Below are 26241 nucleotides of genomic sequence, written 5' to 3'. Positions count from 1 at the left end.
CTTTCAAAGATATCCCATAGATAAATAAGTGTGGCAGTATATGCCGCCGACAAAGGCGTAATAGAATCAAAAATAGCTCAATAAAAATAAAAGCTTAGTAACAAATTGATAGTTAAAAAGTAACGCTTTACTCTATTTTGTAGGAGTCATATGAATACAGTCTTTACAATTGGCGAACTAGAGTCATTTCTAGTCGCGATTCTAGTGCTATTTATTGGCCACACGGTCAATCGTTATATTCCAATCTTAAAGAAATATAATATCCCCGAACCCATCGTTGGCGGCTTAATCATTGCCGCAATAATTACAGTTCTGCACTTTAACAATATTACGGTGGCATTTAGCCTATCGATGCAAAGCACCTTAATGTTGATGTTCTTCAGCACCGTAGGTTTAGCGGCGAACTACAAACTTTTACTCAAGGGTGGCAGTAAGGTATTTCTATTCCTAGGTGTAGCCTCACTGTTCATCGTGATCCAAAACATCGTCGGTGTTGGCCTAGCTAATGTATTAGGTCTTGAGTCCTTTATGGGCTTGATTGCGGGCTCGATTACCCTGTCTGGTGGACATGGTACAGGTGCTGCTTGGGCCGATACCTTCCAAAGTGAGTATGGTATCAACACTCTAGAGTTTGCCATGGCAGCAGCAACATTTGGCTTGGTGATGGGTGGCATTATCGGCGGCCCTGTAGCGCAGCGCCTCATCAGTAAGAATAATCTAGTATCGTCATACGGAATTGGCGGCAACCACCATAAAGACCATCCAGATCTAGTGACCTATGATCAGCTTGAAGAAGACAGAGTGACAGCCAAAAGCGTTCTAGAAGTGCTGTTTATCATGCTGCTGTGTGTGGCAGGTGCGAAATGGACTAGTGCATTCATTGAGGCTATTGGTGCAAGCTGGCTGAAAATGCCTGAGTTTGTCTATGCACTATTTATTGGTGTGATCATCACTAACCTTACCGAGATTTCTGGTCGCTATAAGGTCAACAGTGAGTGTGTCGATGTGCTCGGTTCTGTGTCCTTAGCGCTATTCCTCTCTATGGCCTTGATGAACCTAAAGCTGTGGGAGATTTTTGACCTAGCGATACCACTACTGATCATCTTAGTGGTACAGACTGCGGTACTGGCGTTATTTGCCTACTTCGTGACGTTTAAAATGATGGGCAGCAACTATGATGCCGCCGTAATGGCTGGCGGTCACTGTGGTTTTGGTCTAGGTGCAACGCCAACAGCCGTGATGAACATGGGCGCGCTAGTATCGAGAACCGGTCCATCACCACAAGCCTTCATGGTCGTGCCAATTGTTGGCGCCTTCTTCGTGGACATCGTCAATGCGCTGATCCTAAAAGGTTTCATGGTTTTTGTTGGCTAGCTTAGAATCCAACATTCATTAGCCCAATAAAAAGCCAGCGATTAGCTGGCTTTTTAGTCTTTGCTTTATTAAAGAAGATCCTAGGCTCTAGGGCGCTTCGTTTTTAAACAAGGTTCTAGGTCCTAGGGCGCTTCGCTTCGAGGGCGGGCTTCGCCCTGCTAGGAAGAGCAAAAGCATGACGGACTAAAGCCCGACCTACTACAAACAGCACTAAACCTGCTTTTCTTATCTCAGCTTTCATCGTCTTTGCTTTATAAGAAAGGTCCTAGTCTCTAGGGCGCTTCGCTTCGAGGACGGGCTCCGCCCTGCTAGGAAATGCAACAGCGTGACGGGCTAAAACCCGACCTACAACAAACAGCACTAAACCTGCTTTTCTTATCCTAGCTTTAATCCTCTTAGCTTTAACCGTCTTTGCTTGTACCGTCTTAGCCTTTCCTAAAACCTAGCACCTAGGACCTTTCTTTGCTTTCCCCATCTTTTCCGTAAGCGCAGCGTTCTGTGAGTGACGCAGTCACGTTCCCTAGGCCGCAGGCCGTTCGGCTGTTACCGTCTTTGCTTGTACCATTTTAGCTTGCTCCGCCTTCGCAAAGCGTCGCGACAATTTGATATATAGAAACAGCGACAAGAAGATCACTCCACCGCCTATCAATTTTTGCGGCTCAAGCGTCTCTCCCAGCATAGTAATGCTCAATAGCAGCGTCCAAACGGGCTCTAAGATCATCAACAGCGCCGCCGTTTCCATGCTCACCTTGTACTGCCCCATAGTCTGCAATAAATAACGCACGGAGGTAGCGATTAAGGTCGAAATCGCAAACCAGATAATCAGATTACTGGAAAAGCCTATGCTATGGGGCTGGGTGTAAAGCGAGTACACCAAGCCGACTAAACCGACCACAAATAGCTGCAAGCAGATAGAAACCAGTGGTTTAAGGTTGCCACTGATTCGCTTGTTCATCACAAAGTGAACTGAGAGTAATGCCGCAGCCAGTAAGAACAGCGCCTGACTCGCCTCCATTCGCCAACCGTTAGTTAAGCTCAGTAACATCATGCCAGTAGTGCTCACGGGCAAGGCTATCCAAAAGGCGCGATTGGGTTTAACTTGAAACAGTAACCAGGCGGTCAGCGGAGCGATGATCATTGCCAGGCTCATGATAAATGCGCCCTCAGACAAGCTGTCACTGATCGCTACCGCATAGACCCAAACCTGCAGTGCTACACCTAAAAAGACCCCAACCCCACAGGCCGATAACACCTGTCTCATGCTGAGCTTCAGCAGACTCTTATAGCAAAAAGGCAGTAAAACTAGACTTGCTAATAGAAAGCGCGAGCCAATAAATAGCTCCCCAGGCATAGACTGCACCACAATTTTTGAGGCAACCCAGCCCACCGCAGCCAACAGGGTGGCGATAAAAAGATATATAACACCGCGCATTACTTGCACTCTTAAAAAGGGGCTAATAGCCAATTGAAATGGGATCTCTGCACGCAGCACTGTTTAATAAAATACGCTGCGTAAAAAACAAAATAGCAATCCCGTATCAATGGGATTGCTATTCATAATCTAACAGCCAATTTTAATGTAAATAAGCACTCTAAAGCTACAGGCAATACTAACTCGAATCGTAAAACCTCACTCCTCGCCGCTCATACGCTGCCAGTGGGCAGCCATACTTAATGCTGTTAGGCAAATCAAAATTGGCCACTAATGCCGAGCAAACCAATCTACTCTATGAAGCTAAGTGTAAAGTTTTGCTCCGCTTATCGGTATGAATTGAGTACACCTTTAAAAAAGCTGCACGAACAGCGTATTTTATTGCTCTAGTCGTTTGTGGCGCATCCTTACAATTCACATCGGTAATATGCAGCGACAACGTTGAGGTTTCCCACTAAAGCTTAATAGTGATAATAAAAGCTACATTATAAAAACAGTGGGGGCCGAAGCCCCCGCCATTTTTAGGTGGAAACGTTTACTGAATACTCAATAACCGACCCTGCTCAATGTCCTGCTGTAGCAACTCAGGCGATACCGTATGATCAGTTTCATACATTGAGCCAATCTGTTCATTCCGTTTTGCCTCGAGTTGCTGCTTATCAAGATAACTTGTTATCAGCTCACCACAATATTGCTTATCCCATAGGCTGCGAGCCTCATCATTACTCATTATAATTTCTGCTTCAGCGCCTAAACTGTCCATGTAATACATCCCTAGCTCTTCCCCCGTCACACCGACAAGTTCAATCAAATTACTAAAGACAACCTCTTGTTCATTATCAGCTAAATAACCATTTTTATAACATACGGTTAAGCCAATAATCTCGTCGCCGCGCTGCTCTAGCGCTGGGTTAAAATGATTGTGAGAATGGTTGTGACTGTTATGAGAGTGACCATTGCCGTTATGTGAGTGGCCGTTAACTGAGTGGCTGTCATGCGAATGGTCGTGTCCATGAAGCTCAGCTGCAGAGTGTTGATGTTCAGCATAAGCGCTAGTGATAGAACATAGCATGCATGTAGTTAACATTAACCTAACTAGCTTTTTCATCGTTTGCTCCTGTTTTAAATGGTGGTATGGCTGAGTTAATGCCAGCCATACCGCTTGATGTTGCTAACTCAGTGCGTTACTTATCTGTCGGTGTTGCTTCTGTTGGTCGAGTGACCGACTCTCTTTCTAAACCGTGGTATTCGCGCATTCTATCCATATATTCCTGTTTGGTGTTCATGCCTTTCTTCATAGCTTCAGGCACATCTTCAGCTGGGATAACAATATCTCGCTCAACTGGCCACTCCTGCATCAACTCAGGGTGATAGCCTTCTGGGTAGTAAAGTTTCGGGTCAATTTCGAGGTCACGGATCTCCTGCTGCTGAATATCCTTACGCTGTTTTTTCGGCATCGGCACTCTAAACTCTGAACCGTCTGCCATATCGAACTGCGGTGCTCGTGCGTTAGGGAAGTCGGGCAAAATCCCCTCTCGTACCCATGCATTATCTTTCGTCATGTTCACGACAATGCCATCTGGTGCGCCAAAGTGGTACGGTCCTTTCCAGTGTTCGCGCACTTCTGCCACCGTCTCTTCATTGAGGTAAGGGTCAAAAGTCATGTGCGTGGTCATAAACAGCCGCGGCTGCACCTCATTTGCCACATAACCCGCCGCATAAGCTGGCGTGTGATGAGTATCGACGGTATAGCGGGCTAAGAATGGCGGTACACCTTGAATAATGGATGAAATGCCAAAGGTTTCGGTTTGCAATTCGGTGATAAATAGATCGGCACCTTTAGCATACTTAAGGTCAAGCTCAGTGGGTCGACCATCTCCCGTCCAAACCATAGATAACACCCGACCATCTTTTTGGGTCCAGTTTAGGCGGTAACCCGATGCGCCATCTTTAGCGTGGCTGCGACGCCAGTGTATGACTTCAACACCGTCTTTTTCATAAATCACTCCACCATCATCACGAAAATCAAACTCATGCACCACGATATCATTTCCAGCGGGGAAGACATCGAATGCATCGGTATGCCAATTTAGCATCTGCTTCATCCCTTCAACCATATGGCGCGTCCCATACTCTGGCGTCGCTCCACTAGGCCCATAGATATTCAACGGCTTTTCCCAGCGACCATTCCAACCACCAAACTGGTATAAGTAAGGCAGTGAACCAAAGTGATCTACATGTAGGTGGGTGATAAAGATCTGGTCTAGCTCGTTAAGTGCCACACCAGCTGCCACATAATTAGCGATAGAAGCTTCGCCTAAGTCAAAAACAAAGTTCTGACCATTCCCTAACTCCACATAAATCGACGTATTGGCTTGGCCTGGGCGGATCATCGGCGAAGTCCCCATAAAGGTCACTCGCATCTCATTGGGTTGTACCTCTTCTGTGCGAGGATACCAGTTAGCTCCTGACACCATATGGTCACCGTAAGGAGCGATGCCTTCAAACATCAGGCCTTCTTTCCAGCCTTTATCGCCGTGAGCCGGATGGTTGTTAACCCCACCAGCCAGTACCGCTAGAACTTCTTCCTCACTAGAGTAGAGCTTGCCCTCTGGTTGCTGTTTTCTATATTCCTCTAGCGATTGCGAATCTTTAAATTCATAAGTTTGAGAGTGTGCTAACTGACTCTCCTTTTGCTGCAATTGATATTGCTGCATAGGTTCTGTTGCAATAGCTGAAGAGGCAAAAACCAGTGCGCTTGATAGCACTGATAACTTGGCAAATATTCTCATAAGTTCCACCTTTTTGAGTCGTAAGAGTTAAGTTTGAAATCTAGCGAGAGTGGCTCCCACCTCTCGATGGAACAAATATTAACCAGCAGCTATATTTTGATATATAGTGCTAAATTAGCTTAAAACATAAATTTGATTTATGAATCGCTCATGACTTAGTGAAAGAAAGTTGCCCTTACCGCTAAGTGCATATTTACGTGCCATGGAGAATAGTGATGGATCTCAATCTACTCACAACTTTTTTGTCAGTGTATAAACATAGCTCGATTACGGTTGCAGCAGAGGAGCTTGGCCTTACTCAGCCAGCCGTCAGTGCCGCCTTAAAACGATTAGAGAAAGTCGTAGCCAGACAATTATTTGTAAGAGAAGGCAGAGGAATTGCAGCAACAGGAGCGGCAGTAGCCTTAGCAAATAAAATTGAAGCGCCGCTACATATACTGGATAGCGTCGAACACCAGCAACAGCAGTTACACCTGTATTGCAGTGAATCTGTAATTCATTATGTCAACCACATTGAACAGATTCAGTTTAGTGAAACTCCTTTAGACGAAAGCACCATTTTTGACGATCTTGTTAGCCAAAAAGTCGATCTCGTGATTGATGTCATGTCGAGCAAACAAGCCTCACTCATTGTCGAAACCTTTCATCACGAACAAGCTGTGTGTTTAACTCGTCGTGATCACCCGAGGATACGATCACAACTCACACTCGCGCAGTACTTTGCCGAGCAACATATCGCACTTAAGGTTCGTCGCAATAACTTAAATACCATAGAAAATCTATCAGAAACGCCAATTGCACAGCGTAAGGTCATCATCGAAACAGGTTCATTAGCCAGTATGTTGTCGTTATGTGCTGAGAGTGACTATATTGCGGCATCAACACGTTCAATTGCTGAAAAGCTTGCCGATAAGCTGTCACTGCAAATCCATGAGTTTCCTTTTGCCATCAAGCCAGTGCCATTATCAATGATTTACCACAGACGTTATGCTCAGGACCCCTTTCACAAAGTAAAGCGTGACCAACTTCGCCAAGCCATTACCCAAGATAACAACAAGGCATAATAGGCCTAACATGAGCGAGGGTGATAAAACTAGTAACTTAATGCTAATAACCATAGCGATAACAATAAGGTCACTGCAGCTGGAATGGCATCAGTCCATTTATCAAATTTAAAATGAAATCCAAGCGCCCCCACCGAGGTAACTGCAATCAAACTTGCCCCCAATACTTGCCACTTGGGTTGTGATGACACCATTGATATTAGCAACAACAAGGCTGCGGAAAACTCAACTAAACCAACGGTAAACATCGCCGCTCTATTGAGGCCATATTTTTTAAAGAAACTTAATTGAGTTTCAAAGATAAACTTCTGCCAACCTAGTAATTTAATTGAGCCTGCAAACATAAAAAATACCATCAGTAACAGGCTTATCACTGCAGATATGGTTAAGGTCATTATCTTGCTCTCCACTTTAAGTAAGAGCATTATTTAACCATTCCGGTTAATACCAATAAATACTATATTTAGACTTAAATACATTCCTATTTGGAATGAGTGTAAATAACCGAGTAAGCTAATAGTCAGTAGCTAGATTTAAGAAACTAGATTTTAGCCAAAATAGGTAAACAGCTAGGTAACAACATGGATAAATACGATTGTCAGCGCCTGTTCATTCGCGTCGCTCAGCTTGGCAGTTTCACTGCCGCAGCAGAGAACTTAAACCTGACCCAAAGCGCCGTCAGCAAAAAAATCGCCTGGCTTGAACACAATATCGGTTTTACCCTATTCCACCGCAATAGTCGGCAGATAAACCTCACCAGCCAAGGCCGTGAATACCTAAGCTACTGCGATAGACTCATTGATGAAATGAGTTACACCGAGTCACGCTTAAAAGAAGAGTTGAATCAGGTCAGCGGCGAATTAACCCTGTCGCTACCAAGCACCATGGCGACCATCATGCTAGCCAAGCCGATAAGCCAATTTATGCAGCAGCATCCAAAGCTTAAGATCAATGTGTCTGTCAGTGACCGTTTAGTGGATTTAATCGAAAGTAATATTGATATAGCAATGCGGGTGAGTCACCTTGCAGACTCAAACTATAAAGCGCGCTTTTTATTTAATAACCGGGCGATATTAGTCGCGTCTCCAGAGTATTTAACCCACCAAACAAAGTTAACTATACCGAGCGATTTAGCCCAGCATCGATGCTTGAGTTACTCCTTAAGCGCCCTGTCTAACACTTGGCAATTAACCGATAACGAACAGCAAGTCACCAAAGTGAATGTTAGCAGCGCCTTCTGCAGTGATAGCGCCGAAATGCTATTAACCATGGCCATAATGGGTCAAGGCATTACCGCATTACCAAGCTGGATGGTAGAGCAAGCACTCAAACACCAACAACTGCAACATGTTTTACCCGCTTACAGTGCGGCAAATTTGCCTATGTACGCCGTCTATAAAGCTAGCGACTACCAACCGCAGCGAGTACGTGCGTTTATTGATTATTTAGTGGCTTATTTTACAGATGAGTTTGTTGATGATGTTGGTAGTCATCTTTAGCAGAGTCATAAATGACGCCAACAAAAAAGCGAACCGTTTGTGATTAACAAAGGTTCGCTATTTATGACTAAATTACGCAGCTAACTTAAAGGCTAGTAACTAAATGCAAATGCTTAGTTAGCAGCCACTTTCGCTCGGGCGCTGTGCAGCTTCTTGTAGCTTTCAATCAAGCGTAAGTGTGGTTCGATGCCCTCAAGCGCCATGCTGGTCTTGGTTAGGCCGTAGAAACGCACTTCACCACTGACAGAGCCGACGACGTTTTGCATGACTTCTTCACCAAACATGCGATTGAAGTTATGGATGAAATGTTCAAGCTCCAGCTCGTCGTCCATTTCCACTTCGAGTACCGCACTGACTGCTTGATAGAACAGGCCGCGCTCAACGGTATTATCGTTAAACTGTAGGAAGTCGCCTACGAGCTCCATCGCCTCTTCCGCCGCACCAAGTGCTAGATAGATTAAGATCTTAAGCTCAATAATGGTTAGCTGACCCCAAACGGTATTTTCATCGAAGACGATACCGATCATGGTGCGAATGTCAGTGTAGTTATCTAATTGGCTCTCTTCTAAGCGGTTGACTAAGTCCACCAGCTCATCATCTGACAGTGAATGCAGGTTTAAGATATCCTCACGGTAATCTAGCGCCTTGTTGGTGTTATCCCAAATCAGGTCATCCACTAGGTAAACTTCAGAGAAGCCCGGAACCAGCATACGACAAGCCGATGCGCCAAGCTGATCAAATTCAGCTGTGTACACCTCTTTGCCTAAAGTTTCTAAGATCCCGAACAGGCCATCGGCTTCCTCTTGGTTAGTGCCAGAGAAATCCCACTCACAGAACTCATAGTCATGCTTGCTGCTAAAGAAGCGCCATGAGATCACCCCCGTTGAGTCAATAAAGTGCTCGACGAAGTTTTCTGGCTCGGTCACCGCCATGCTGTTAAAGGTTGGCTTAGGCACATCGTTTAAGCCTTCGAAGCTGCGACCCTGTAGTAGCTCAGTTAAGCTACGCTCCAGTGCCACCTCAAAGCTTGGGTGCGCGCCAAATGAAGCAAATACACCACCGGTTTTCGGGTTCATCAAGGTCACGCACATCACTGGGAACTGACCACCGAGTGAAGCGTCTTTCACCACGACAGGGAAGCCCTGCTCTTCTAGACCGTTAATACCCGCAAGAATGCTTGGGTACTTTTCTAGCACTTGCATCGGCACATCTGGCAATACGATTTCTTGCTCGATGATTTGACGCTTAACCGCGCGCTCAAAGATTTCAGACAGACACTGAACCTGTGCTTCTTGCAGGTTGTTACCCGCACTCATGCCGTTACTTAGGAATAAGTTTTCGATTAAGTTCGATGGAAAATACACGGTTTCACCATCAGAGTGGCGCGTGTAAGGAATGGTACAAATACCGCGGTCGATATTGCCCGAGTTGGTATCGATCAAGTTCGAACCAGCAAGCTCACCATCAGGATTGTAGATAGCTAGACAGTAATCATCCAGCATACCCGCAGGCAGTGAGTCATCGTCTGTAAGCTCGAACCATTTCTCGTTCGGGTAATGCACGAACTCGCTGTTAGCAATCTCTTCACCGAAGAACTGATCGTTGTAGAAGAAGTTGCAGTTTAGACGCTCGATAAACTCGCCTAATGCCGAACAAAGTGCGCTCTCTTTAGTTGCGCCTTTACCATTGGTAAAGCACATAGGTGATGCGGCATCACGAATATGCAGCGACCACACGTTTGGCACGATATTACGCCAAGATGAAATCTCTATCTTCATCCCAAGGTCGGCCAAAATACCGGTCATATTGGCAATCGTTTGTTCAAGCGGTAAGTCTTTACCCAAGATGTAAGTGCTCGCATCGCTGTCACCTTGATTCATCAACATGGCGTTAGCGTCAGCATCTAAGTTTTCAACGGTCTCAATCTTAAACTCAGGGCCTGTCTGTACCACTTTCTTCACAGTACAGCGCTCAATCGAGCGCAAGATGCCTTGACGATCTTTATCAGAGATATCCTCTGGTAGCTCAACCTGAATCTGGAAAATCTGGTTATAGCGATCTTCAGGATCGACAATGTTGTTCTGCGACAGTCTGATGTTTTCAGTTGGAATATCGCGCGCCTTACAGTACACCTTGATAAAATAAGCCGCACACAGCGCTGACGATGCTAAGAAGTAATCGAAAGGACTTGGCGCAGAGCCATCGCCTTTATAGCGAATAGGCTGGTCGGCCGTCACGGTGAAGTCGTCAAACTTGGCTTCGAGTCTCAAGTTGTCGAGAAAGTTAACTTTGATTTCCATTGAATATGATTTCCACTTAATAGCGAGCGTCGCCCTTGGTTCAAGTATGAGTCATGCGCTCAAATATGAACTGCGGCTCAAAACGAGCCCTGAGGCCAGGTGAACTTATTGGGGGAATTATCGGTGTTTTTGGCGCATTAGTCTTGGGTTAATTACAGAAAAGCTCAGATTAGCGACAATGAAGCGTAATCACTGCCAGCCTAAATAAGACCAAAACAGGGGAGATACAAGGTAAAAACAGGGCTAGCTTATTGATTCTTATCGGCTTCACGCTTGACTAAGATAAAGGTCAGGTACATTTTCGTCGGCAGTGACAACACCATGCCGAAAGCCACACAGACAGCACTGATGATAATCCCCTGCACGCCCATGGCTTCTACGGTTTCATTAAAATTGTGCAGATATATCCCCAAAAGGATCAGGCAAATTCCAATGCTGATACAGATCTTTAGGATCAAAATAAGCTTCTGATCTGTCATTCTCCCTCCATTAGTTCTAAGGCTTAAGGTTATAGGGCTTAAGGTTCTAGGTTCTAGGTTCTAGGGCGCTGTGCTATACAAAGAAGGGGCTAGCTCCTAGGACGCTTCGCTGCGAGGACGGGCTTCGCCCAGCTAGGCAGAGCAAAAGCTAACAAGCAGAACAGCTCTCTCCTCTGCTTTCCGCCTTAACTTTACCCATCTTGTTTCTTCCTAGTACCTAGTTTCTAAAACCTTCTTTTCCAGCTTTCATCGTCTTAGCTTTTACCGGCTTTTAACCTGCTTTTCCCGTCTCAGTTTTTCCTAGTACCTTCTTTTCCTGCTTTCCCGCCTTAGCTTTACCCATCTTGGTTCTTACTAGTACCTAGTTTCTAAAACTTTCTTTTCCAGCTTTCATCGTCTTAGCTTTTACCGGCTTTTAACCTGCTTTTCCCGTCTCAGTTTTTCCTAGTACCTTCTTTTCCTGCTTTCCCGCCTTAGCTTTACCCATCTTGTTTCTTCCGAGTACCTAGTTTCTAAAACCTTCTTTTCCAGCTTTTATCGTCTTAGCTTTTACCGGCTTTTAACCTGCTTTTCCCATCTTTTTTCTTCCTAGCACCTTTCTTGGTTTTCCTAGCACCTCGAACCTTCTTTTCCTGCTTTTCCTGCTTTTCCGTAAGCGCAGCGTTCCGTCAGTGACACAGTCACGTTCGTAAGGCCGCAGGCCGTTCGGCAGTTACCTTCTTAGCTCCCCCGCTTTCCCTAGAACCTAGGACCTTCTATTCCGGATAACCAGTAATATCGCGGATCTTGCCATATAGTGGCTGCAACTTCTTATAGATATCAAGATAGATCTCGTTATAGAGTCGCTGATACATAAGATGATGCTGGTTATCGGGCTCGAAGCGCTCACCATCATGTACCATGGCCTTAATCGCACTGTCAAAATCATCATGCAGCCCTAAGCCCACAGACGCCGCTATCGCCGCGCCCAGCCCTGATGTCTCAACCGTGTGCGCCCTTACCGCAGGCAATCCAAACACATCGGCTGCAATCTGCATCGCGGCATCACTCTTCGCGCCACCACCAGAAACCCGTAGCTCCTTGACTTTACAGCCACCCTTTTTCTCAATCGCTTCCAGCCCCTCTTTCAGGCCAAAGGCTAACCCTTCTAGAATGGCACGATATAGGTGGGCGCGAGTATGCACATCACCAAAGCCGATCACCGCCCCTTTAGCTTCGGGTTGCTTCACGCCCGGCCCCCAATAGGGTTGCAACATCAGTCCCATGGAGCCCGGTGGCACACTACTCACCAGCTCATCAAACAGGGCTTCGGCTTCGATCCCGGCCTGCAGTGCTTTTTCCTGCTCGATATGAGCAAATTGTTCTTTAAACCAACTCACCATCCAAAAGCCACGGTAGAGCATCACCTCACTGCAAAATGCCCCAGCGATGGCTGAGGGATAAGCGGGCAAAAACCTTACGGCTTCAGTATAGCGCGGCATGGTCACATTGATGGTGGCCGTGGTACCGAAGCTTAAACAACCCACATCGGCGTTTTCACCACCTGAGCCGAGCACCTCACAGGCTTTATCAGCTGCGGCGGCAATCACAGGTAAGCCTTGGGGCAGTCCGGTTTGTTCACTGGCCTTTTCGGTTATTTCGCCCACCTTTTCGCCTGGCTTTAACAGCGTCAGCAACTGCTCGGGTTTCACATGCAGTGCTCGCCACTTCCAATCCCACCTAGGTGCCCATCTATGCTTCTTGTAATCGAAGGGCAGATAGCCGACCTGAGAGCCCACAGAATCAGCCCATTCCCCCGTTAACCTGTGGTGAAAAAAGCCCGACAGAAAGGCAAATTTATGGGTCTTGTGCCAAAGTTCAGGCTTGGCCTTATAGAGCCAATTGGGTTGAGCGCGACTGCGAAAATTAGCGATGGTTTCGCTCAGTCCCAGCAGCTTAAACAGTGGGTCCCACAGGCCTCCCAAACTAGATTCACTCTCGGCTCTGCGCTGATCGAGCCAGAGGATCGCCGGATATAAGGGTTCGCCCTCACGGTCTAACGGTAACATGGTGCCCCGCTGAGTGGTCACAGACATACCTTTGATACGCGTCTTATCAACGCCTTGTTGCCAAAGTGCCTGACAGGCCGCACAAACATTTTGCCAATAATAGTCACCGCTTTGTTCGCACCAACCCGACTGTGGCGATTCATAAGGCGTCAGTTTGATCTGCGACTTAGCAACAAGCTTACCTTTTGCATCAAATACTAAGGCACGTACGCTCTGAGTACCGTTGTCGATAGTTAAGATCCAGTCTGCTTGTGTCTGGCTCTGCTGTTTTTTGTCTATCACAGACACTCCCTGTTCACTTGTTGGCTCGGTAAGCGATAACTGGTATTCATTATCTGCTCGAATCGCTGCCACTCTTGCTCCGCCTTAGTCTTTGACCAAGCTAGATGCTGGCAGCATAGCGACAGTATCGCCTCTCGGTAACGGCTAACCTCTGTGCCCAATAGCAATGCTAATCGGGTTCGGCGTAGCAAGAGATCGTCAAGATGCACCACACTCTCATTAGCCAGCGACCACTCTAGCTCACGCCACTGGCAGCGGCTGAATCCTATCATTTGTGGATTCTCCATCGCCGCGATATGCGGTGCAAAATACCCGAAGCACCCGGTTAAATGCTCATCGGCATAACCTTGTGTCGCCTGACTAAAAGGCGCCCTTTTCAGCTCATCGGTAAACAGGTTTGGGAGCTGCTGGCGAACTCGCTCTATGGTATCTTTAGCCATCAGGTGATAGCTGGTTAGCTTGCCGCCCGTGACCGAGACAAGCCCCGGCTTAGACCAGATAATATGCTCACGAGACTCTTTCGATGGCGCTTTAGATAGCTCTTTGTCTTTGCCCTTCTTATCGGGCTGGCTAGCGCTATAAATGGGTCGTATCCCGCTCCAGCAGCTAACCACATCACGCTCTTCGAGTTGCTGCTTAGGGAAATAATGCCTTGCTAATCCCAACAGATAGTCGACCTCTTGTTGCGCAATCCCCGGTTCACTCTCTAGCTCACCATCATGATCAAGATCTGTGGTGCCTATCACACTGCAGCCTTGCCACGGATAGATATACACTGGGCGTCCATCTTGAGGATGATAGAAGGTCAAACAGGCGGAGACAGGTAAACGCTCAAATGGCAGCACCAGATGGCTGCCCCGCAATGGCCTCAAGCCCCCGCCTTGCAGCTCATGGAGCTTGCCAGCCCAACTGCCTGTGGCATTGATGACACACTTGGCTTTAACGCTGTACTCAGTGTTATCTGACGTTTGGCTACCCAAGGTATTGGTTAAGGCTAGCCTTACACCGCTAACTCGCTCGTTATTATCTTGGTTTTCCTCTCGCTCAATGAAGCCCGTCACTTTGGCATAATTCAGCGCCTGCCCGCCCGCGAGCACGCCATCTTGCAGTGCACGCAATACTAGACGCGCATCGTCGGTGACCCCATCGGCAAACAGGCTGACTCCGGTGATCCCATCGAAAGATAACTCCGATAGCCAAGTACGCGCTTTTTCCATACTCAAAGGGCGGTGGTGCTTACTGCCAGCAAGCCTGTCATAAATAGCCAATACCCGCTGAAAAAGCGCCGCCGAGGGGAAATCCCCCCGTTTATGCAACATCATATAGGGCATCAAGTCCACCAAGCCCGGTAGCTGCGCCAACATCACTTCTCGCTCTCGGGCGGCATCTCGGGTCATACGCCACTGACCCGTTGCCAGATAACGCAGCCCCCCATGAACCATTTTGGAGGAGCGGCTCGAGGTGCCCCAGGCGAAATCATTTTGCTCCACCAGCAATACCTTCGCCCCTTGGTCAGCGGCAAGATGGAAAATACCCGCCCCCGTGATCCCACCACCTATGATGATAAGGTCATACTCAGTCTCTGCCTGAGTAATGGCGTCAGTCGCCGCTTTCGCCGCCTGACTCAGGGTGTTCATGGCTGCGCCTCATCTGGGGTATTGATAGCCTTAAACAGCTTGCCGGGATTTAACTGCCCCTTAGGATCGAAGCCGTTAAAATAATCCTGCAGTGAGTCAACCACACGATCGCCTTTCTCTGTGGCTAGATAGGCGGCATGATCGCCCCCCACACCGTGTTGATGACTGATGGTGCCGTGACTCTCTACTATCAGCTTAGAGGTGGTCGATTTGAGTTTCTGCCATTGCCGATAGGTCTGCTCATAGGTTTTCGCCACCGGAAACAGGTAAGTGGTGTAGATGCTGGCGCCGTCGCTATAGAGATGCGATAGATGAGAAAATACATGCACCTGACTGCCAAACTCTGCAAGCCCGCCTTTAAGGCTCTGCTCTATCTTCTCGGTTAACGGCTCTATGTTGGACCAATTAGTTGCCGTCTCTAAGGTGTCGATGGCATAGCCCATCTGCCACAACGTTTCTCTTAAATAGGGGAAGGCGAAACGCTTATGCGCCCACTTCTTACCGAGACTCTGGCCTGTGTTCACCCCTTTAAACTGGCTGATAATTCCCTTTAAGCGCTTATAGCGCTGGCGGTTATCGCGCTTGTCGCCAGTAATGCCATACACCAACATGCATCTGTCATCACCCACACCTTTTAGTGACAACAACTTGCCCAGCCAGTGTCGCTGAGTCTGACTAGCCGACAGAAAAAGCTGAGTCTTAGTCTCTATGCTATTGCTCAATCTAAGCATTGAAAGCGGTAGCCCTTGCTGGATCACCTCACGGGCACAGGCGATCCCTTGCTGCCAATTCGGCATAAAGGCCACCCCAAAGAATTCCTGCTCAGGTACGCGGCTCACCCGCACCTTGGCCTCGGTTAAAATACCTAAGTGCCCCTCGGACCCCAACACCAGGTGACGCCAATCCGGCCCCGCCGATGACGCTGGCAAGGTAGGAATATCGACCTTGCCCTCGAGCGTCTCAATTTCGCCTCCCGCAAACAGATTTTCGATACGGCCATAATGTAGTGATTGCTGACCACTGGAACGGGTCACCACCCAACCGCCTAATGTCGATAGCTCGAAAGACTGCGGGAAGTGGCCTAAGGTGTAACCGTGAGCCTGCAGTTGAGACTCCAAAAATGGCCCCTTGACCCCTGCGCCAAAGGTGGCGAGTTGCGAGACTCTATCGAGCGCGAGTAATCGGTTCATCTTGCTCATGGAGATAGTCACGACAGGCTTGTCTGACTCGCAAGGGGTAATATGCCCCACCACTGAAGTCCCGCCGCCATAGGGGATAAGCTGCCACTCCTGTTGCTTCGCCGCATCTATCAAGGCACGGATCTCTTCACTGCTACGGGGAAAGGCGACGCCATCGGGAAACAGATTAAACTCGCCGCTCTTCATCGCCAGCCAATCCGGTAGGCTTTGACCACGGGCATGGCGCAACCGCACTTCTGGGTCGGTGGTATACAGCTCACTTTCCTCTAAGCGCGAGGCGGGCACCTTAGCCAATACCTCCTCGAGTGTCGCGATGGGCAAAGGCTGCGACTCACCCAGGAGCTCGGTGATAAAGGCTGCACCATCGGCCGATAGCGCCAAGCTCCTGTCTTTGTCGCCCCACCCATTCCATTGTCGATTATCCCGCGCCGCTCTATCCATCTTTATTGACCAATTTGCATACAGATAGATTTATCTTACAATGTTGCAACATATTGTCAGTGACAAATATGGACAACCATTGCCGGCAATGAATAGTGGTAACCAATACGAGCTAACAGCACAGGAGTTAAATGTGATGGCAAGAAAGGCAGAGCGGGTGCTCTCTCTAGGCACCACCTCCCTGCCGCCTGTACAGCAATTCCTGCAGGCTGCACGACATTGTAAAGTTGAGGTGGCAAAGGGGCTACAGCAGGCCAATATCGAGCCAGCTTGTCTGCAATGCCAAGATACCCGCCTCAGTGGCGAGCAGTTTCAGCAGCTACTGCATTACCTTATTGAGCAGGCAAACCATCCGCTATTTGGTCTCTATAGTGCCCGTTTTATTCAGCCAGATCGCTTCTACCTGCTGGGACAGATAGGCCTAAATTCTGATAATTTCTCCCAAGCGATTAGACAAGCCATGCCCCTAGAAAAGCTGGTTGGCGACATGGGGATCACCGAATTAAGGGAGCATCCCCAAGGACTAAAGATGATATGGCACTGCCAATACAGTAACCCACAAGTCATTCCTCACCTTATTGATAACGTGCTGGCGTCCTGGGTCAACTTTGCCCGCTTTCTTATGCAAGACAGCAAGGCCTCGCCCATTGAAGTCAAACTTTCGCGGCCACAACCTGCCACCAAAGAGCTAAAACAGTATCAAGCACTGTTTAACTGTCCTGTCCGCTTTGAGCAGAGTGAAAATGCCATCCTCATCGATAAAGCCTTGCTACTTCGGCCGCTGCCAAGCGGTGATAATCAACAATTAAAACAGCTGATGAACAGTGCAAAAGCGCAACTGAAAGACATTGGAGATATCGACCAACTTAAGCTTGCCGCAGCGCGGATTATTCGCCAACAACTGGCCATAAGCAAAATTAACCGAGAGCAGATCGCCAGCCAACTGCACCTTAGTGGCAGAAGCTTGCAACGACAACTGCTCAAGCAGGGCACTAGCTATCAAGGCTTAGTGGATAGTGTGCGCCACGATATGGCCGATTACTGGCTTAGCTGCAGTGAACTGTCTTTAAGCGAAATCGCGCTAGAGTTGGGCTTTAGTGATGTGCGGGTATTTTTCCGCGCCTACAAAAACTGGAGCGGTCACACACCCCGAACAAAAACTTATCGTGAACCTGCAAGGGAAAAGAGAGCAACTGAAGGATGAGCAAAGAGATGAGAGTAAACCGACTCACGCCATCTAAGACTGAACCTTAACGCCGCGCTTAGGAGCTGCGTTAAGGCTCATATCGAACAGCGAACAGTTTTACATCGCTTGTTTCAGCAGTTCGATAACCTCTTTATGTTCACGGTCCAAAGCCAGCCCCATGGCAGTTGAATCATGAATATTCACTTGATGAATCGTCTCTGCCGCACCATTAGCAAGCAGTAATTCAACAATGGCAGTGCGTTCATTATAGTTACCAATAACCGCATGGATCAGTGCGGTGTTACCATCATCAGTAATCGCATTAACGTTTGCGCCAGCTTGTAGCAGAAGCGCAACCACATCCTTAGTGCTATTGCCTGCAGCCATTGTCAATGCAGTCTCGCCTTCATCGCCTTGGTGGTTTACCTCTGCGCCTTTAGCTAACAGCTGCTCCAATATCGGCAATAAGCCATTGAAGCTGGCAATCATTAACGGCCTTGTACCATAGCTGCCAGTTTGGTTAGGGTTCGCCCCCGCCTCGAGTAGCAAGGTCACAACCTCTTCGGTACTACTCTTCACAGCATGATTAAGTGGTGTATTCTTGTACCAATCGCCCTGATTCACATCGGCACCATTAGCAATCATCTTGGCAACTAATGCGGCATCTTTATCTAAAATAGCCTGAATAAGCGCGGTAAAACCACTGGCGTCTAGACCATCTTTATCGAAGCCATCTTCATCAAAACGATCATCGTTTTCATCGTCATCGTCATCGTCATCGTCTTCATCATAGTCATTCTCGTCATAGTCGTAGCCGAAATCAGCGCCATTGCCTTGCTCACGCCCTTCAATATAGGCGCTCAGCCCTGGCCAATTGCCGCGTTCACGAAAGTCGTTGAACTCAACGATAGAGTCATTTGGTGACTTCTCAATTAAGGTTTCTAACAGCTGGGTCGACCACTTGAAGGTTTCGATTGGCGTACCTAAACAGTTGTGATGGAAGATGGCGATCTGCGCAGTAATGCCACTCCCCTCAAAGGCGGCCAATAACATCTGTGATAGCGACTTGATCTCATCGACTTCACACTCAAGACTTAGCAGCAACAGTTGAGGTGCAAGCTTAAAGGCAAAGATATCCTGCTCAATATGATCAAGCTCAGGGATCAACACTTTTATCGCCTTGTCTGCCGTTGTGCTTAGCTTCATGCAGATAAAATAGGGCTCATCATAGCTATCTAGCTCATCAAGATGCTGCCGTAAAACATCGTCTAACTCTAATCCATCGAAAATATGACCGCTAAGCATGTAAACCTCATTGTTAGTTCATTTTAGGCGCGGGATAACGAAAGCCGGAAAGTGAAACTAGCACTGCACGCCCCATAATGCGCAGTAGACTATGCCTTAGCAGATACAAGTACAAGTCGTTATTTTTAAACTGCTTTAGAGATCAATTTATACAGGGTAAATAACAATCATCGGCTTGAGTTAAACTGCAGGCCAAACTGAAAATCTACTTAGGTGGAAGTAAGCCGATTCGCTTTTTGTTCGCAAAGCTCATACTATAGTGGCCAATTAACCTAGGCCGAATTAACAAGGCCGCCGTTATATAGCCCCAAAGTTCAGTGGTTCTCCACTAGCAGATGTAAACACCCAAGAGCCTGTTATGCCCATTGTTAAACGACTCATACAACCAGAAATCTACTGACGAACTTGCAATCAAGTTTCACCGTCACCCATTTGTATTTTCTGGCTAATTCAAGCCGTTTTAAGATAGGTATGCCCAATGAAACATTGGACTAAAACAGAGAAGTTACATCAAACTGTCACCAACCCTAATATCCATATTAAGGGAACTCATTCATATTACAGTGATTACTGGGATCAAGGCTTTGAACTGAGCGTTGTTCGCTACTTACATGGCGATGAACAAACCCGTGATGCCCTACCACCATGGCCAATAGACCAGCTCTATATCGGTAACTACGTCTGCATTGGCGCAGAGGCCGTTATATTGATGGGAGGCAACCATACCCATAGAGCAGACTGGTTTTGCCTATATCCCTTCATGGAAACCATCGTCGATGCTTACCAAAGCAAAGGAGACACCCATTTAGAGGATAACTGCTGGATAGGTATGCGGGCGATGCTGATGCCCGGCGTGCGTATTGGCGAAGGCGCTATCGTGGCGGCAAATGCCATTGTGACTAAAGATGTTCCCCCATACGCCGTTGTCGCTGGAAGCCCTGCCAAGATCATAAAGTATCGCTTTGACGCAGCAACGATTGAGGCCCTGCTAGCGCTTAAGATTTATGAGCGTAGTGAAGCGGAGATAAACACCATCCTTCCTGCATTATGTAATAATGATTTAGCGCAACTAACCCAAGTGATATCGGCTTTATAACCGCTATGATGAGCAATGAATAGATTGTCACTTTTCATTGCTCATCGCACTTATCCATAAAAGTTGCTTATCAATGTTGCTAATAAAAGCGTATCGATAAATTGAATAAGCAAAAGCTGTAAAATTATGACCGCAGGTTTCATGGTGACAATTTCATTAAGTATCTGTTCCGCCTAGCGCGAGTCTTGCGCTAAAGGCTAAAGTGATAAACCACAGCAGCAACTTGAGCCATTAAGACTGAAATAGATAAGCAAGAGTGTTACAATGCCTGCGCAATATACGGCAAGCATACTCATCCCGATTAAATGACAAGACTTAAAGCCTTTGCGGCTCACAATAATTTATTGAATGTACCTTGGTAACAACACCTATCAAAGACCCAGTTGTATCCAAAATTTATCATTCAATAAATGTGAGGCTTTATATCTATATCCATTTTTATGGCCCTTTTTATGGTGTCATTACTCGGTGCTATGTCACCTGGCCAATCTGTTATCATGGTTGCAAGAAATACACTTGCTGGCGGAAGAGCGCAAGGTATCGTTACAGCCTGTGCTCACTCTATCGGAGTCGGTATCTACGCAGGACTGTCTCTGGCAGGACTCGCCCTAGTATTAAAAAACTCCCCCTTGTTCTACAACACCATCACCTATCTGGGCGCAGCATATCTGGCTTGGTTAGGTATTTGTTCGATTCGTTCAAAAGGTGGAATAACCGATAAACTCAGCAGCGGCAAACCAATGAGCCTTTATCAGGCTGCAAGAAGTGGCTTTGTTATCTCTATACTTAACCCGAAAATCATCATTTTCTATCTAGCCCTGTTTAGTCAATTCGTAGAAAGTGCAGACAATATGGTTAACCGAATCATTATCGTCGCGACACCGACAATTCTCGATGCCGCCTGGTACACATTTATCGCTTGTATCTTGTCTAAGCCAGCAACCTTAATAAGGCTAAGGCAGCATGCTCAGACAATAGATAAAGTGTCAGGTGTGGTATTGCTGCTTTTAGCTGGGCGTATACTAGTTAGCTAATCAGCAAGATGGCTCCCCCATATAAGGGTCACTCAGCGAAGTCGATAGCCCATCGACTTCGCTATCCTGTCGAAACCTGACGCGCTAACAATTTGAAAAAGAAAACCTCCCCTAATTAGCAGCTCTAGGGGTGATTGCCGCGAGGCTACCAAGTCTCCGCCTCGAAACGCGCGGTTCTCGCTTCTGCCTGAGTACAGTCAGTAAGGTGAATCAGTTCAGCGAGGGTAATATTCGGATCTTGCTCAATTAAACGAGCCAATTTGGCCGCTAACGGCTCTAACTTATCAGCATGGCTAAGCAACGCGGTATCGACTTTACGAATAAGGTAAACAAACTCTGTGGTACCCGCACTTAATTGCAGCGTTTTTAAATGCTGGCTAAGAGCTTGGATCTGCACAGCTTCACCCGTTAAGCCCCAGTTTCTCGAACGGCGCACACGCTTAAGCTCACAATTATATTGCTTAGCAAAAAGTTGCGCTTGCTTAACCACTTCACGGCCGATTCGGTGAATGAGTGAAGGAAGCGAGATGGTGATCTCTTGGTTCATAGAGGTGCTTAGGGATCTTAGCCTTTATTCAATCGGTCTATTTTTTCAGCCTAGGTCGAAAAACTCAAGCCATGCAAGTGGAGCAACGGCAGAAAACAACAAAGGCCCATCAAGGCCTTTGTTATGGGCTAACTTATCGCGTTATCCCCTCGGTAACTAGCTAGGCGACCACTATGCGGTAGCCAATTGAGTTTGCTGCCTTTTATGACGGCGAAGATGGAATGCACAATTGGCAAAGAACCAAATAGCAGTCACCGCAATACCTGCAAGGGTTGAGCCCGTAATCCCCATCGCGAGATAACCTAGGAAGGCACCAAAGGCGACAGTAACGGCATAGGGCAGCTGAGTCATAACATGGTCCATATGGTGACAGCTCGCGCCCGTCGCCGATAGGATACTGGTGCTCGAGATAGGTGAGCTATGGTCGCCAAATACAGAGCCTGCCAATACCGCTGCAAGCATAGGTAATAGTAGACTTGCATCACTGGCCATGGCGATATCACCAGCGAGTGGCAACATAATGCCGAACGTGCCCCAGCTAGTACCGGTAGCAAATGACATTCCGCATGCTAAAACAAACACTAAAGCAGGTAAAAGCTGAACCGGAATGCTGCTTTTAGTCAGCGCGGCAAGGTATTGGCCAGTTTGCATATCGCTCACTACAGTACCAATCGTCCAAGCAAACAGCAGGATAATAATCGCTGGCATCATCGCCTGAACACCTTGTGGCGCGGTGGCTAACCATACTTTTGCAGGTAACTTTAATCGCAGTGCTAGCACGATAGAAACCGCAAGACTACATAGCGCAGCATACACCAAAGACGACCCCACATCGGTATGCTCAAGAGAAGCAATCAAGCTAAACGCTTGGCCTTTTGCCGATAGAGCCTCAGCACCACTCCACACCATGAAAAAGATACTCGATAGCGTTAAGGTCGCGATAGGCAACACCATGTCGATCATACCGCCTTTGCCTTGTCCCTCTGTGGTGATCTCTAGACCTTGAGGACGCCCCTTAGACTCATCCCATAGCTTGCCCTCTTGCGCCCAGCGCTCATGTTGACGCATAGGACCAATATCGAGCTGAAAGGCGATAACCACAAGCACCATTAACAGGGTAAACACCGCATAAAGGTTCATCGGGATCATCTGTACAAACATGGCTATTGGGCTGATATCGGTAATGCCATTGGTCACCAAAATACCGCCGAGGATTGCTATGATAAATGCCCCCCAAGAGGAGATTGGCATAATAACGCACACAGGCGCGGCGGTAGAGTCCAGCAGATAAGCCAGCTTTGCCCGTGAGATCTGGAATCTATCCGTCACAGGACGGCAGATAGGGCCAACAGATAAACTGTGGAAAAAGTCATCGATAAAGAAGGCAAAGACCATTAATCCCGTTAACATGTTGGCACTGCGGCGGTCTTTACAACGACGCACTCCCCACTCGGCAAACGCTCGGGTCGCCCCCGTAGCCGTCATCAGGCTGATCAAGCCACCGAGCAGCAACATAAACAGCAACATATTGACGTTACCGCTATTGATTGCGCCATCGCTCCAAAAGATGCCAGAGACAATATTGAACAGGTACTGCAATGCAGTCAGCGGATTGTAGTTATTTAACAGTACGGCGCCGGCAAGAATACCTATCCCGAGGGATAACAGTACACGACGAGTCGTAATGGCGAGGATAACGGCTAACAGTGGCGGTACCACTGACAGCAGGGAATCGGAATATTGAACTAAATTCATGATCTCGTAACACCTATTATTTAGGTGGAGATCTACCAAAAGGATAGAGAAACTGATTTCGGGAGAAATAATACTTCTTACCCCTTTAGGTAGCGCTCCATAGACAACATAACTATGGCAGTCCTGCATCTGTTAAATGCAGACCCAGCGATTGTTGATGACGCAACAATAACTTCGGCGCTGACTCCTTTCCCCAGATGTCTTAGGTGTCACCCTCTATCTGGATACTTTTAGGCAGCGCGCCTCTACTCAAAGGTTTGAGGCTTGATAATACTCATCCATTCGCGAGTTGCAAGAATATTCTTATCGTACTTATTAAATTCGTATAGCCATGTGCTGAATTTACATATCACAAACGAGAGCAGTCTTCAGGAATTCAAAATAATAAAAAGCCACCGACTGAAGTGGGTGGCTTAGCTCTGAGAGTGAAAAGGCCCCGAAGGGCCTTGGATTGAGTGTCAAATTTACGTATCCGTGGTGGCTGTTAAGTTCAAACTATCCACCTTTAGGCAATCTGCAGGGAGGCCATGTTAAAGGTGAGGATCATCTGATTCCAGCCAATACGAATCAATCTAACGCTCAAAACACATGGTACTTCTCGATGCCAAATGTCTTACCAGTGTCGTGACAAGTTGCACAAGACTCTGATGTTGGGTGGGTGTACCATTCGCCATCATCACCAGCACCTTTTTCTGCACTTAGCTCACCGCCATTTTGCTCCATATGGTTTAGAGCTTGGTCACTGTTATGACAGGCATAACAGTTAGCCAATACCGGGCTAGACATCTTAGTGGTATCGCCAGCGTGATAAGCTTGAGAGCGAATATACTGGTTTGGTACGGCATAAAGGTCGATGCCATCAGCGTGACATGCTACGCAGTTTTCAGCATTGAGCTTAGCTGCTGAGTTTGCCATGCCTTCTGCATCATTTACCGTATTGCCTACGCCCCAATGCATGCTGTGAACCATAGGGCCAAAGCCTGGCGCTGACATTTTAGACTTGCGGTCTTGGCCATTGTTATGACAAGCAACACAATCTATACCGCCATTTTGATAGCTACCATTCTTATGGTAGTTACTCTCGCTGTTATGGCAGCTCGTACAGCTATCATTAGTAACAGCTAGGCGACGCTCATATTTACCTTCAAGTGTAAATGTTGGAGGCGTTGCTTGCGGATCGGCAACCTCATAGTAGTTTGTTGAAACGACATCTGAGTATGCTGTTAATGTCACGCCAGTGTAACCGGCATTGTCAACATCCCCCAAGGCAAAGGTCAATCGAGAGCTTGCTGCCAGATCTGAGTTTGCAAACCCCGCAACAAGATCGGGGTAACAGATTGACCGCGTACCATCTTCACGCTCAACATATTGCTGAGCACCATAGGCATTGGCTCTACCCACGATGGTGTCTTTCGTGCTGTCATAACCATGAATATAGGCGCCAGCATAACTTAAGGTATCGTCGCCATATAAATTGGCAATATTAAGCTGAGTCTGAGTTTCACCTTCGATTTTAAATAGCTTCAGATCGGTACACACAGCGCCGTTAGGTTTTTCTGGCCATGTTACGTCCTTGTCCCAGTATGGGGCAGATAGCGTAGTAGTATGTGAAGCTCGAGTCTCTTGACGCTCTACAAGCCCCGACTTAGTCGCGTGGATCGCGCGTACATCAACATCATCGGCAAAGGCTGCGACTTTCTCTATTGCTGCAGTTCCTGGTGCGTGACAGTCGACACAACCATTACCAGTAATGCTGGTGTTCATTACAGGCTCTGCGTGACAGGTATAACAGTTTGTCTCTTGGAAATCTCGCTCGAACACCTGATGGTTAATGTGACCAATTTTTTGTAGGGTATTGGTCGCATAGCCACCATTTTCTTCCGCACGCGAGATATTGCCATGACAGATCATACAACCTGCAATGAAATCGATCTCTCCCTCTAAATCAATAGCGGTATAACTGGGGTGTGGGAAGTCTGATGTGGCGTAGTCCACATGGCAAGAGTAACAAGTCTCGGTAGTTGTAGTGTGCATAACCTCTGGTTTATCGACGATTAACGGCATACTGCGTGCGATATTGCTATCGGCTGCGCCACCGATACGCAACCACACAATGCCGACATCACCAGCTTTCACATGCTCCATCGGCATCACAAAGCGATAGTTACCCGCTTCATTAATGGCCAGTGAGGCGCCTTCTGGATTGCTATCTTTTGTCGCATCAAAAGTGCCATATCCGCCAAGAGTGCCTTCTCCAGAACGACTTAAGCCAATACCTTTTTCAGTTTGTATGGCAAACTTAGCTTCAGCCTTTTGCAAGCCGTCAATTAATACGCCGCCTTCGTTAATGGCCTGAAACTCGAAGCTAATCTGCCCATCTTCAATAGTATGGCTTATTAACTCTATTTTTGTTTCTACAGATTCGCTAACAGTAGGCGGAATATACTCACCATCGTTACCATCGCTACCATCTTTACCATCTTTACCATCATTACATGCACTTAAGCTCATTGCTGCAGCAACAGCAAACACTAAATAACGTTTATTAAAGCTCATCATAGTCACCCTAATTATATTATTGTTATTGCGTCTTAACAGTATTTATTAATTAAAGTGAAAGTTGTGAACCGGATAACGTTAATTAAATATCCAGCTAACAATATATACGAATTGTGGATTTAGATAATTTTAAAATTTCTAGAAAATACCGATAATATAAAGACCACATATGCACTTTTTAAATGAAAGAATTTGAGTATTCTTATAATAAC

Annotated in this window: 19 protein-coding genes and 1 riboswitch; of the genes, 6 read left to right on the top strand and 13 right to left on the bottom strand. The window is 47.1% G+C overall.

The window, feature by feature from the left end; translation table 11 throughout:
- The first annotated feature begins 150 nt into the window (after nt 1-150).
- Nucleotides 151-1374, top strand: coding sequence for a sodium/glutamate symporter (gltS, locus tag L1D44_RS17115; protein ID WP_239892538.1), 1224 nt, complete (start codon nt 151-153; stop codon nt 1372-1374).
- Between the two features lie 520 nt (nt 1375-1894).
- On the opposite strand, the gene L1D44_RS17110 is transcribed toward gltS, so the two are convergent.
- The 3 genes from L1D44_RS17110 to gntH form a co-directional block, all read right to left on the bottom strand.
- Entirely contained in the window at nt 1895-2806 is a 912-nt protein-coding gene (locus L1D44_RS17110; protein ID WP_239892537.1) for a DMT family transporter, read from the bottom strand.
- A gap of 535 nt (nt 2807-3341) precedes the next feature.
- A complete protein-coding gene (locus L1D44_RS17105; RefSeq protein WP_239892536.1) occupies nt 3342-3914 on the bottom strand; it encodes a hypothetical protein in 573 nt (190 codons plus the stop codon).
- Between the two features lie 76 nt (nt 3915-3990).
- Complete coding sequence (gene gntH, locus L1D44_RS17100) at nt 3991-5598, bottom strand: guanitoxin biosynthesis MBL fold metallo-hydrolase GntH (RefSeq protein ID WP_239892535.1); 1608 nt, start codon at nt 5596-5598, stop codon at nt 3991-3993.
- 215 nt (nt 5599-5813) lie between these two features.
- Here gntH and L1D44_RS17095 point away from each other — a divergent pair, with 215 nt between their 5' ends.
- Nucleotides 5814-6662 (top strand): LysR family transcriptional regulator, encoded by an 849-nt coding sequence (locus L1D44_RS17095; RefSeq protein WP_239892534.1) that lies wholly within the window; start codon nt 5814-5816, stop codon nt 6660-6662.
- A gap of 29 nt (nt 6663-6691) precedes the next feature.
- Here the strand turns inward: L1D44_RS17095 and L1D44_RS17090 are convergent, their stop codons facing one another.
- The gene (locus L1D44_RS17090; RefSeq protein WP_239892533.1) at nt 6692-7057 is read right to left on the bottom strand and encodes a DoxX family protein; all 366 of its coding nucleotides are present in this window, start codon (nt 7055-7057) and stop codon (nt 6692-6694) included.
- 186 nt (nt 7058-7243) lie between these two features.
- On the opposite strand from L1D44_RS17090, the gene L1D44_RS17085 reads away from it, so the two are divergent.
- Nucleotides 7244-8161, top strand: a complete 918-nt coding sequence (locus L1D44_RS17085) for a LysR family transcriptional regulator (RefSeq protein WP_239892532.1) — start codon at nt 7244-7246, stop codon at nt 8159-8161.
- Nucleotides 8162-8274: 113 nt separating this feature from the next.
- Here the strand turns inward: L1D44_RS17085 and L1D44_RS17080 are convergent, their stop codons facing one another.
- The 5 genes from L1D44_RS17080 to L1D44_RS17060 form a co-directional block, all read right to left on the bottom strand.
- Nucleotides 8275-10461: an OsmC domain/YcaO domain-containing protein gene (locus L1D44_RS17080; RefSeq protein ID WP_239892531.1), complete on the bottom strand. Its 2187-nt coding sequence runs from the start codon at nt 10459-10461 to the stop codon at nt 8275-8277.
- A gap of 248 nt (nt 10462-10709) precedes the next feature.
- Nucleotides 10710-10940: a hypothetical protein gene (locus L1D44_RS17075; protein ID WP_239892530.1), complete on the bottom strand. Its 231-nt coding sequence runs from the start codon at nt 10938-10940 to the stop codon at nt 10710-10712.
- Between the two features lie 755 nt (nt 10941-11695).
- The gene (locus L1D44_RS17070) at nt 11696-13267 is read right to left on the bottom strand and encodes an FGGY-family carbohydrate kinase (RefSeq protein WP_239892541.1); all 1572 of its coding nucleotides are present in this window, start codon (nt 13265-13267) and stop codon (nt 11696-11698) included.
- Nucleotides 13267-14907 (bottom strand): glycerol-3-phosphate dehydrogenase/oxidase, encoded by a 1641-nt coding sequence (locus L1D44_RS17065; protein ID WP_239892529.1) that lies wholly within the window; start codon nt 14905-14907, stop codon nt 13267-13269. The genes L1D44_RS17070 and L1D44_RS17065 overlap by 1 nt, the downstream gene beginning before the upstream one ends.
- Nucleotides 14904-16547 carry an FAD-binding oxidoreductase gene (locus tag L1D44_RS17060; RefSeq protein ID WP_239892528.1) on the bottom strand — a complete coding sequence of 548 codons (1644 nt, stop codon included), beginning with the start codon at nt 16545-16547 and terminating at the stop codon, nt 14904-14906. The genes L1D44_RS17065 and L1D44_RS17060 overlap by 4 nt, the downstream gene beginning before the upstream one ends.
- Nucleotides 16548-16587: 40 nt before the next feature.
- Between L1D44_RS17060 and L1D44_RS17055 the strand changes: the two genes are divergently transcribed.
- Entirely contained in the window at nt 16588-17751 is a 1164-nt protein-coding gene (locus tag L1D44_RS17055) for an AraC family transcriptional regulator (RefSeq protein ID WP_239892527.1), read from the top strand.
- Between the two features lie 99 nt (nt 17752-17850).
- On the opposite strand, the gene L1D44_RS17050 is transcribed toward L1D44_RS17055, so the two are convergent.
- Nucleotides 17851-19038, bottom strand: coding sequence for an ankyrin repeat domain-containing protein (locus L1D44_RS17050; protein WP_239892526.1), 1188 nt, complete (start codon nt 19036-19038; stop codon nt 17851-17853).
- Between the two features lie 478 nt (nt 19039-19516).
- Here L1D44_RS17050 and L1D44_RS17045 point away from each other — a divergent pair, with 478 nt between their 5' ends.
- Nucleotides 19517-20134, top strand: coding sequence for a CatB-related O-acetyltransferase (locus tag L1D44_RS17045; protein ID WP_239892525.1), 618 nt, complete (start codon nt 19517-19519; stop codon nt 20132-20134).
- Between the two features lie 422 nt (nt 20135-20556).
- Entirely contained in the window at nt 20557-21168 is a 612-nt protein-coding gene (locus tag L1D44_RS17040; RefSeq protein ID WP_239892540.1) for a LysE family translocator, read from the top strand.
- A 145-nt stretch (nt 21169-21313) separates the two neighbouring features.
- On the opposite strand, the gene L1D44_RS17035 is transcribed toward L1D44_RS17040, so the two are convergent.
- The 3 genes from L1D44_RS17035 to L1D44_RS17025 all read right to left on the bottom strand — a co-directional run bounded on the left by L1D44_RS17035 (nt 21314) and on the right by L1D44_RS17025 (nt 26029).
- A complete protein-coding gene (locus L1D44_RS17035; protein WP_239892524.1) occupies nt 21314-21715 on the bottom strand; it encodes a ribosome recycling factor family protein in 402 nt (133 codons plus the stop codon).
- Between the two features lie 171 nt (nt 21716-21886).
- The gene (locus L1D44_RS17030) at nt 21887-23470 is read right to left on the bottom strand and encodes a Na+/H+ antiporter NhaC family protein (protein ID WP_239892523.1); all 1584 of its coding nucleotides are present in this window, start codon (nt 23468-23470) and stop codon (nt 21887-21889) included.
- 82 nt (nt 23471-23552) lie between these two features.
- Nucleotides 23553-23726: riboswitch (Lysine riboswitch) on the bottom strand.
- Between the two features lie 323 nt (nt 23727-24049).
- Complete coding sequence (locus L1D44_RS17025; protein ID WP_239892522.1) at nt 24050-26029, bottom strand: hypothetical protein; 1980 nt, start codon at nt 26027-26029, stop codon at nt 24050-24052.
- Between the last annotated feature and the right edge of the window lie 212 nt (nt 26030-26241).

The organism is Shewanella sp. Isolate13, from assembly GCF_022398325.1.
Classification (GTDB): domain Bacteria; phylum Pseudomonadota; class Gammaproteobacteria; order Enterobacterales; family Shewanellaceae; genus Shewanella.
The sequence above is the reverse complement of the archived record's forward strand: the minus strand, read 5'-3'. Positions and strand labels throughout refer to the sequence as shown.

Excerpts from the sequence above, each read along its gene's own strand:
- L1D44_RS17080 (WP_239892531.1), bottom strand. The coding sequence starts at position 10,461 with ATGGAAATCAAAGTTAACTTTCTCGACAACTTGAGACTCGAAGCCAAG.
- L1D44_RS17105 (WP_239892536.1), bottom strand. The coding sequence starts at position 3,914 with ATGAAAAAGCTAGTTAGGTTAATGTTAACTACATGCATGCTATGTTCT.
- L1D44_RS17025 (WP_239892522.1), bottom strand. The coding sequence starts at position 26,029 with ATGATGAGCTTTAATAAACGTTATTTAGTGTTTGCTGTTGCTGCAGCA.
- gntH (WP_239892535.1), bottom strand. The coding sequence starts at position 5,598 with ATGAGAATATTTGCCAAGTTATCAGTGCTATCAAGCGCACTGGTTTTT.
- L1D44_RS17085 (WP_239892532.1), top strand. The coding sequence starts at position 7,244 with ATGGATAAATACGATTGTCAGCGCCTGTTCATTCGCGTCGCTCAGCTT.
- L1D44_RS17095 (WP_239892534.1), top strand. The coding sequence starts at position 5,814 with ATGGATCTCAATCTACTCACAACTTTTTTGTCAGTGTATAAACATAGC.
- L1D44_RS17055 (WP_239892527.1), top strand. The coding sequence starts at position 16,588 with ATGTTGCAACATATTGTCAGTGACAAATATGGACAACCATTGCCGGCA.
- L1D44_RS17045 (WP_239892525.1), top strand. The coding sequence starts at position 19,517 with ATGAAACATTGGACTAAAACAGAGAAGTTACATCAAACTGTCACCAAC.
- L1D44_RS17065 (WP_239892529.1), bottom strand. The coding sequence starts at position 14,907 with ATGAACACCCTGAGTCAGGCGGCGAAAGCGGCGACTGACGCCATTACT.
- L1D44_RS17030 (WP_239892523.1), bottom strand. The coding sequence starts at position 23,470 with ATGAATTTAGTTCAATATTCCGATTCCCTGCTGTCAGTGGTACCGCCA.
- L1D44_RS17035 (WP_239892524.1), bottom strand. The coding sequence starts at position 21,715 with ATGAACCAAGAGATCACCATCTCGCTTCCTTCACTCATTCACCGAATC.
- L1D44_RS17090 (WP_239892533.1), bottom strand. The coding sequence starts at position 7,057 with ATGACCTTAACCATATCTGCAGTGATAAGCCTGTTACTGATGGTATTT.
- L1D44_RS17110 (WP_239892537.1), bottom strand. The coding sequence starts at position 2,806 with ATGCGCGGTGTTATATATCTTTTTATCGCCACCCTGTTGGCTGCGGTG.
- L1D44_RS17060 (WP_239892528.1), bottom strand. The coding sequence starts at position 16,547 with ATGGATAGAGCGGCGCGGGATAATCGACAATGGAATGGGTGGGGCGAC.
- L1D44_RS17075 (WP_239892530.1), bottom strand. The coding sequence starts at position 10,940 with ATGACAGATCAGAAGCTTATTTTGATCCTAAAGATCTGTATCAGCATT.
- L1D44_RS17050 (WP_239892526.1), bottom strand. The coding sequence starts at position 19,038 with ATGCTTAGCGGTCATATTTTCGATGGATTAGAGTTAGACGATGTTTTA.
- gltS (WP_239892538.1), top strand. The coding sequence starts at position 151 with ATGAATACAGTCTTTACAATTGGCGAACTAGAGTCATTTCTAGTCGCG.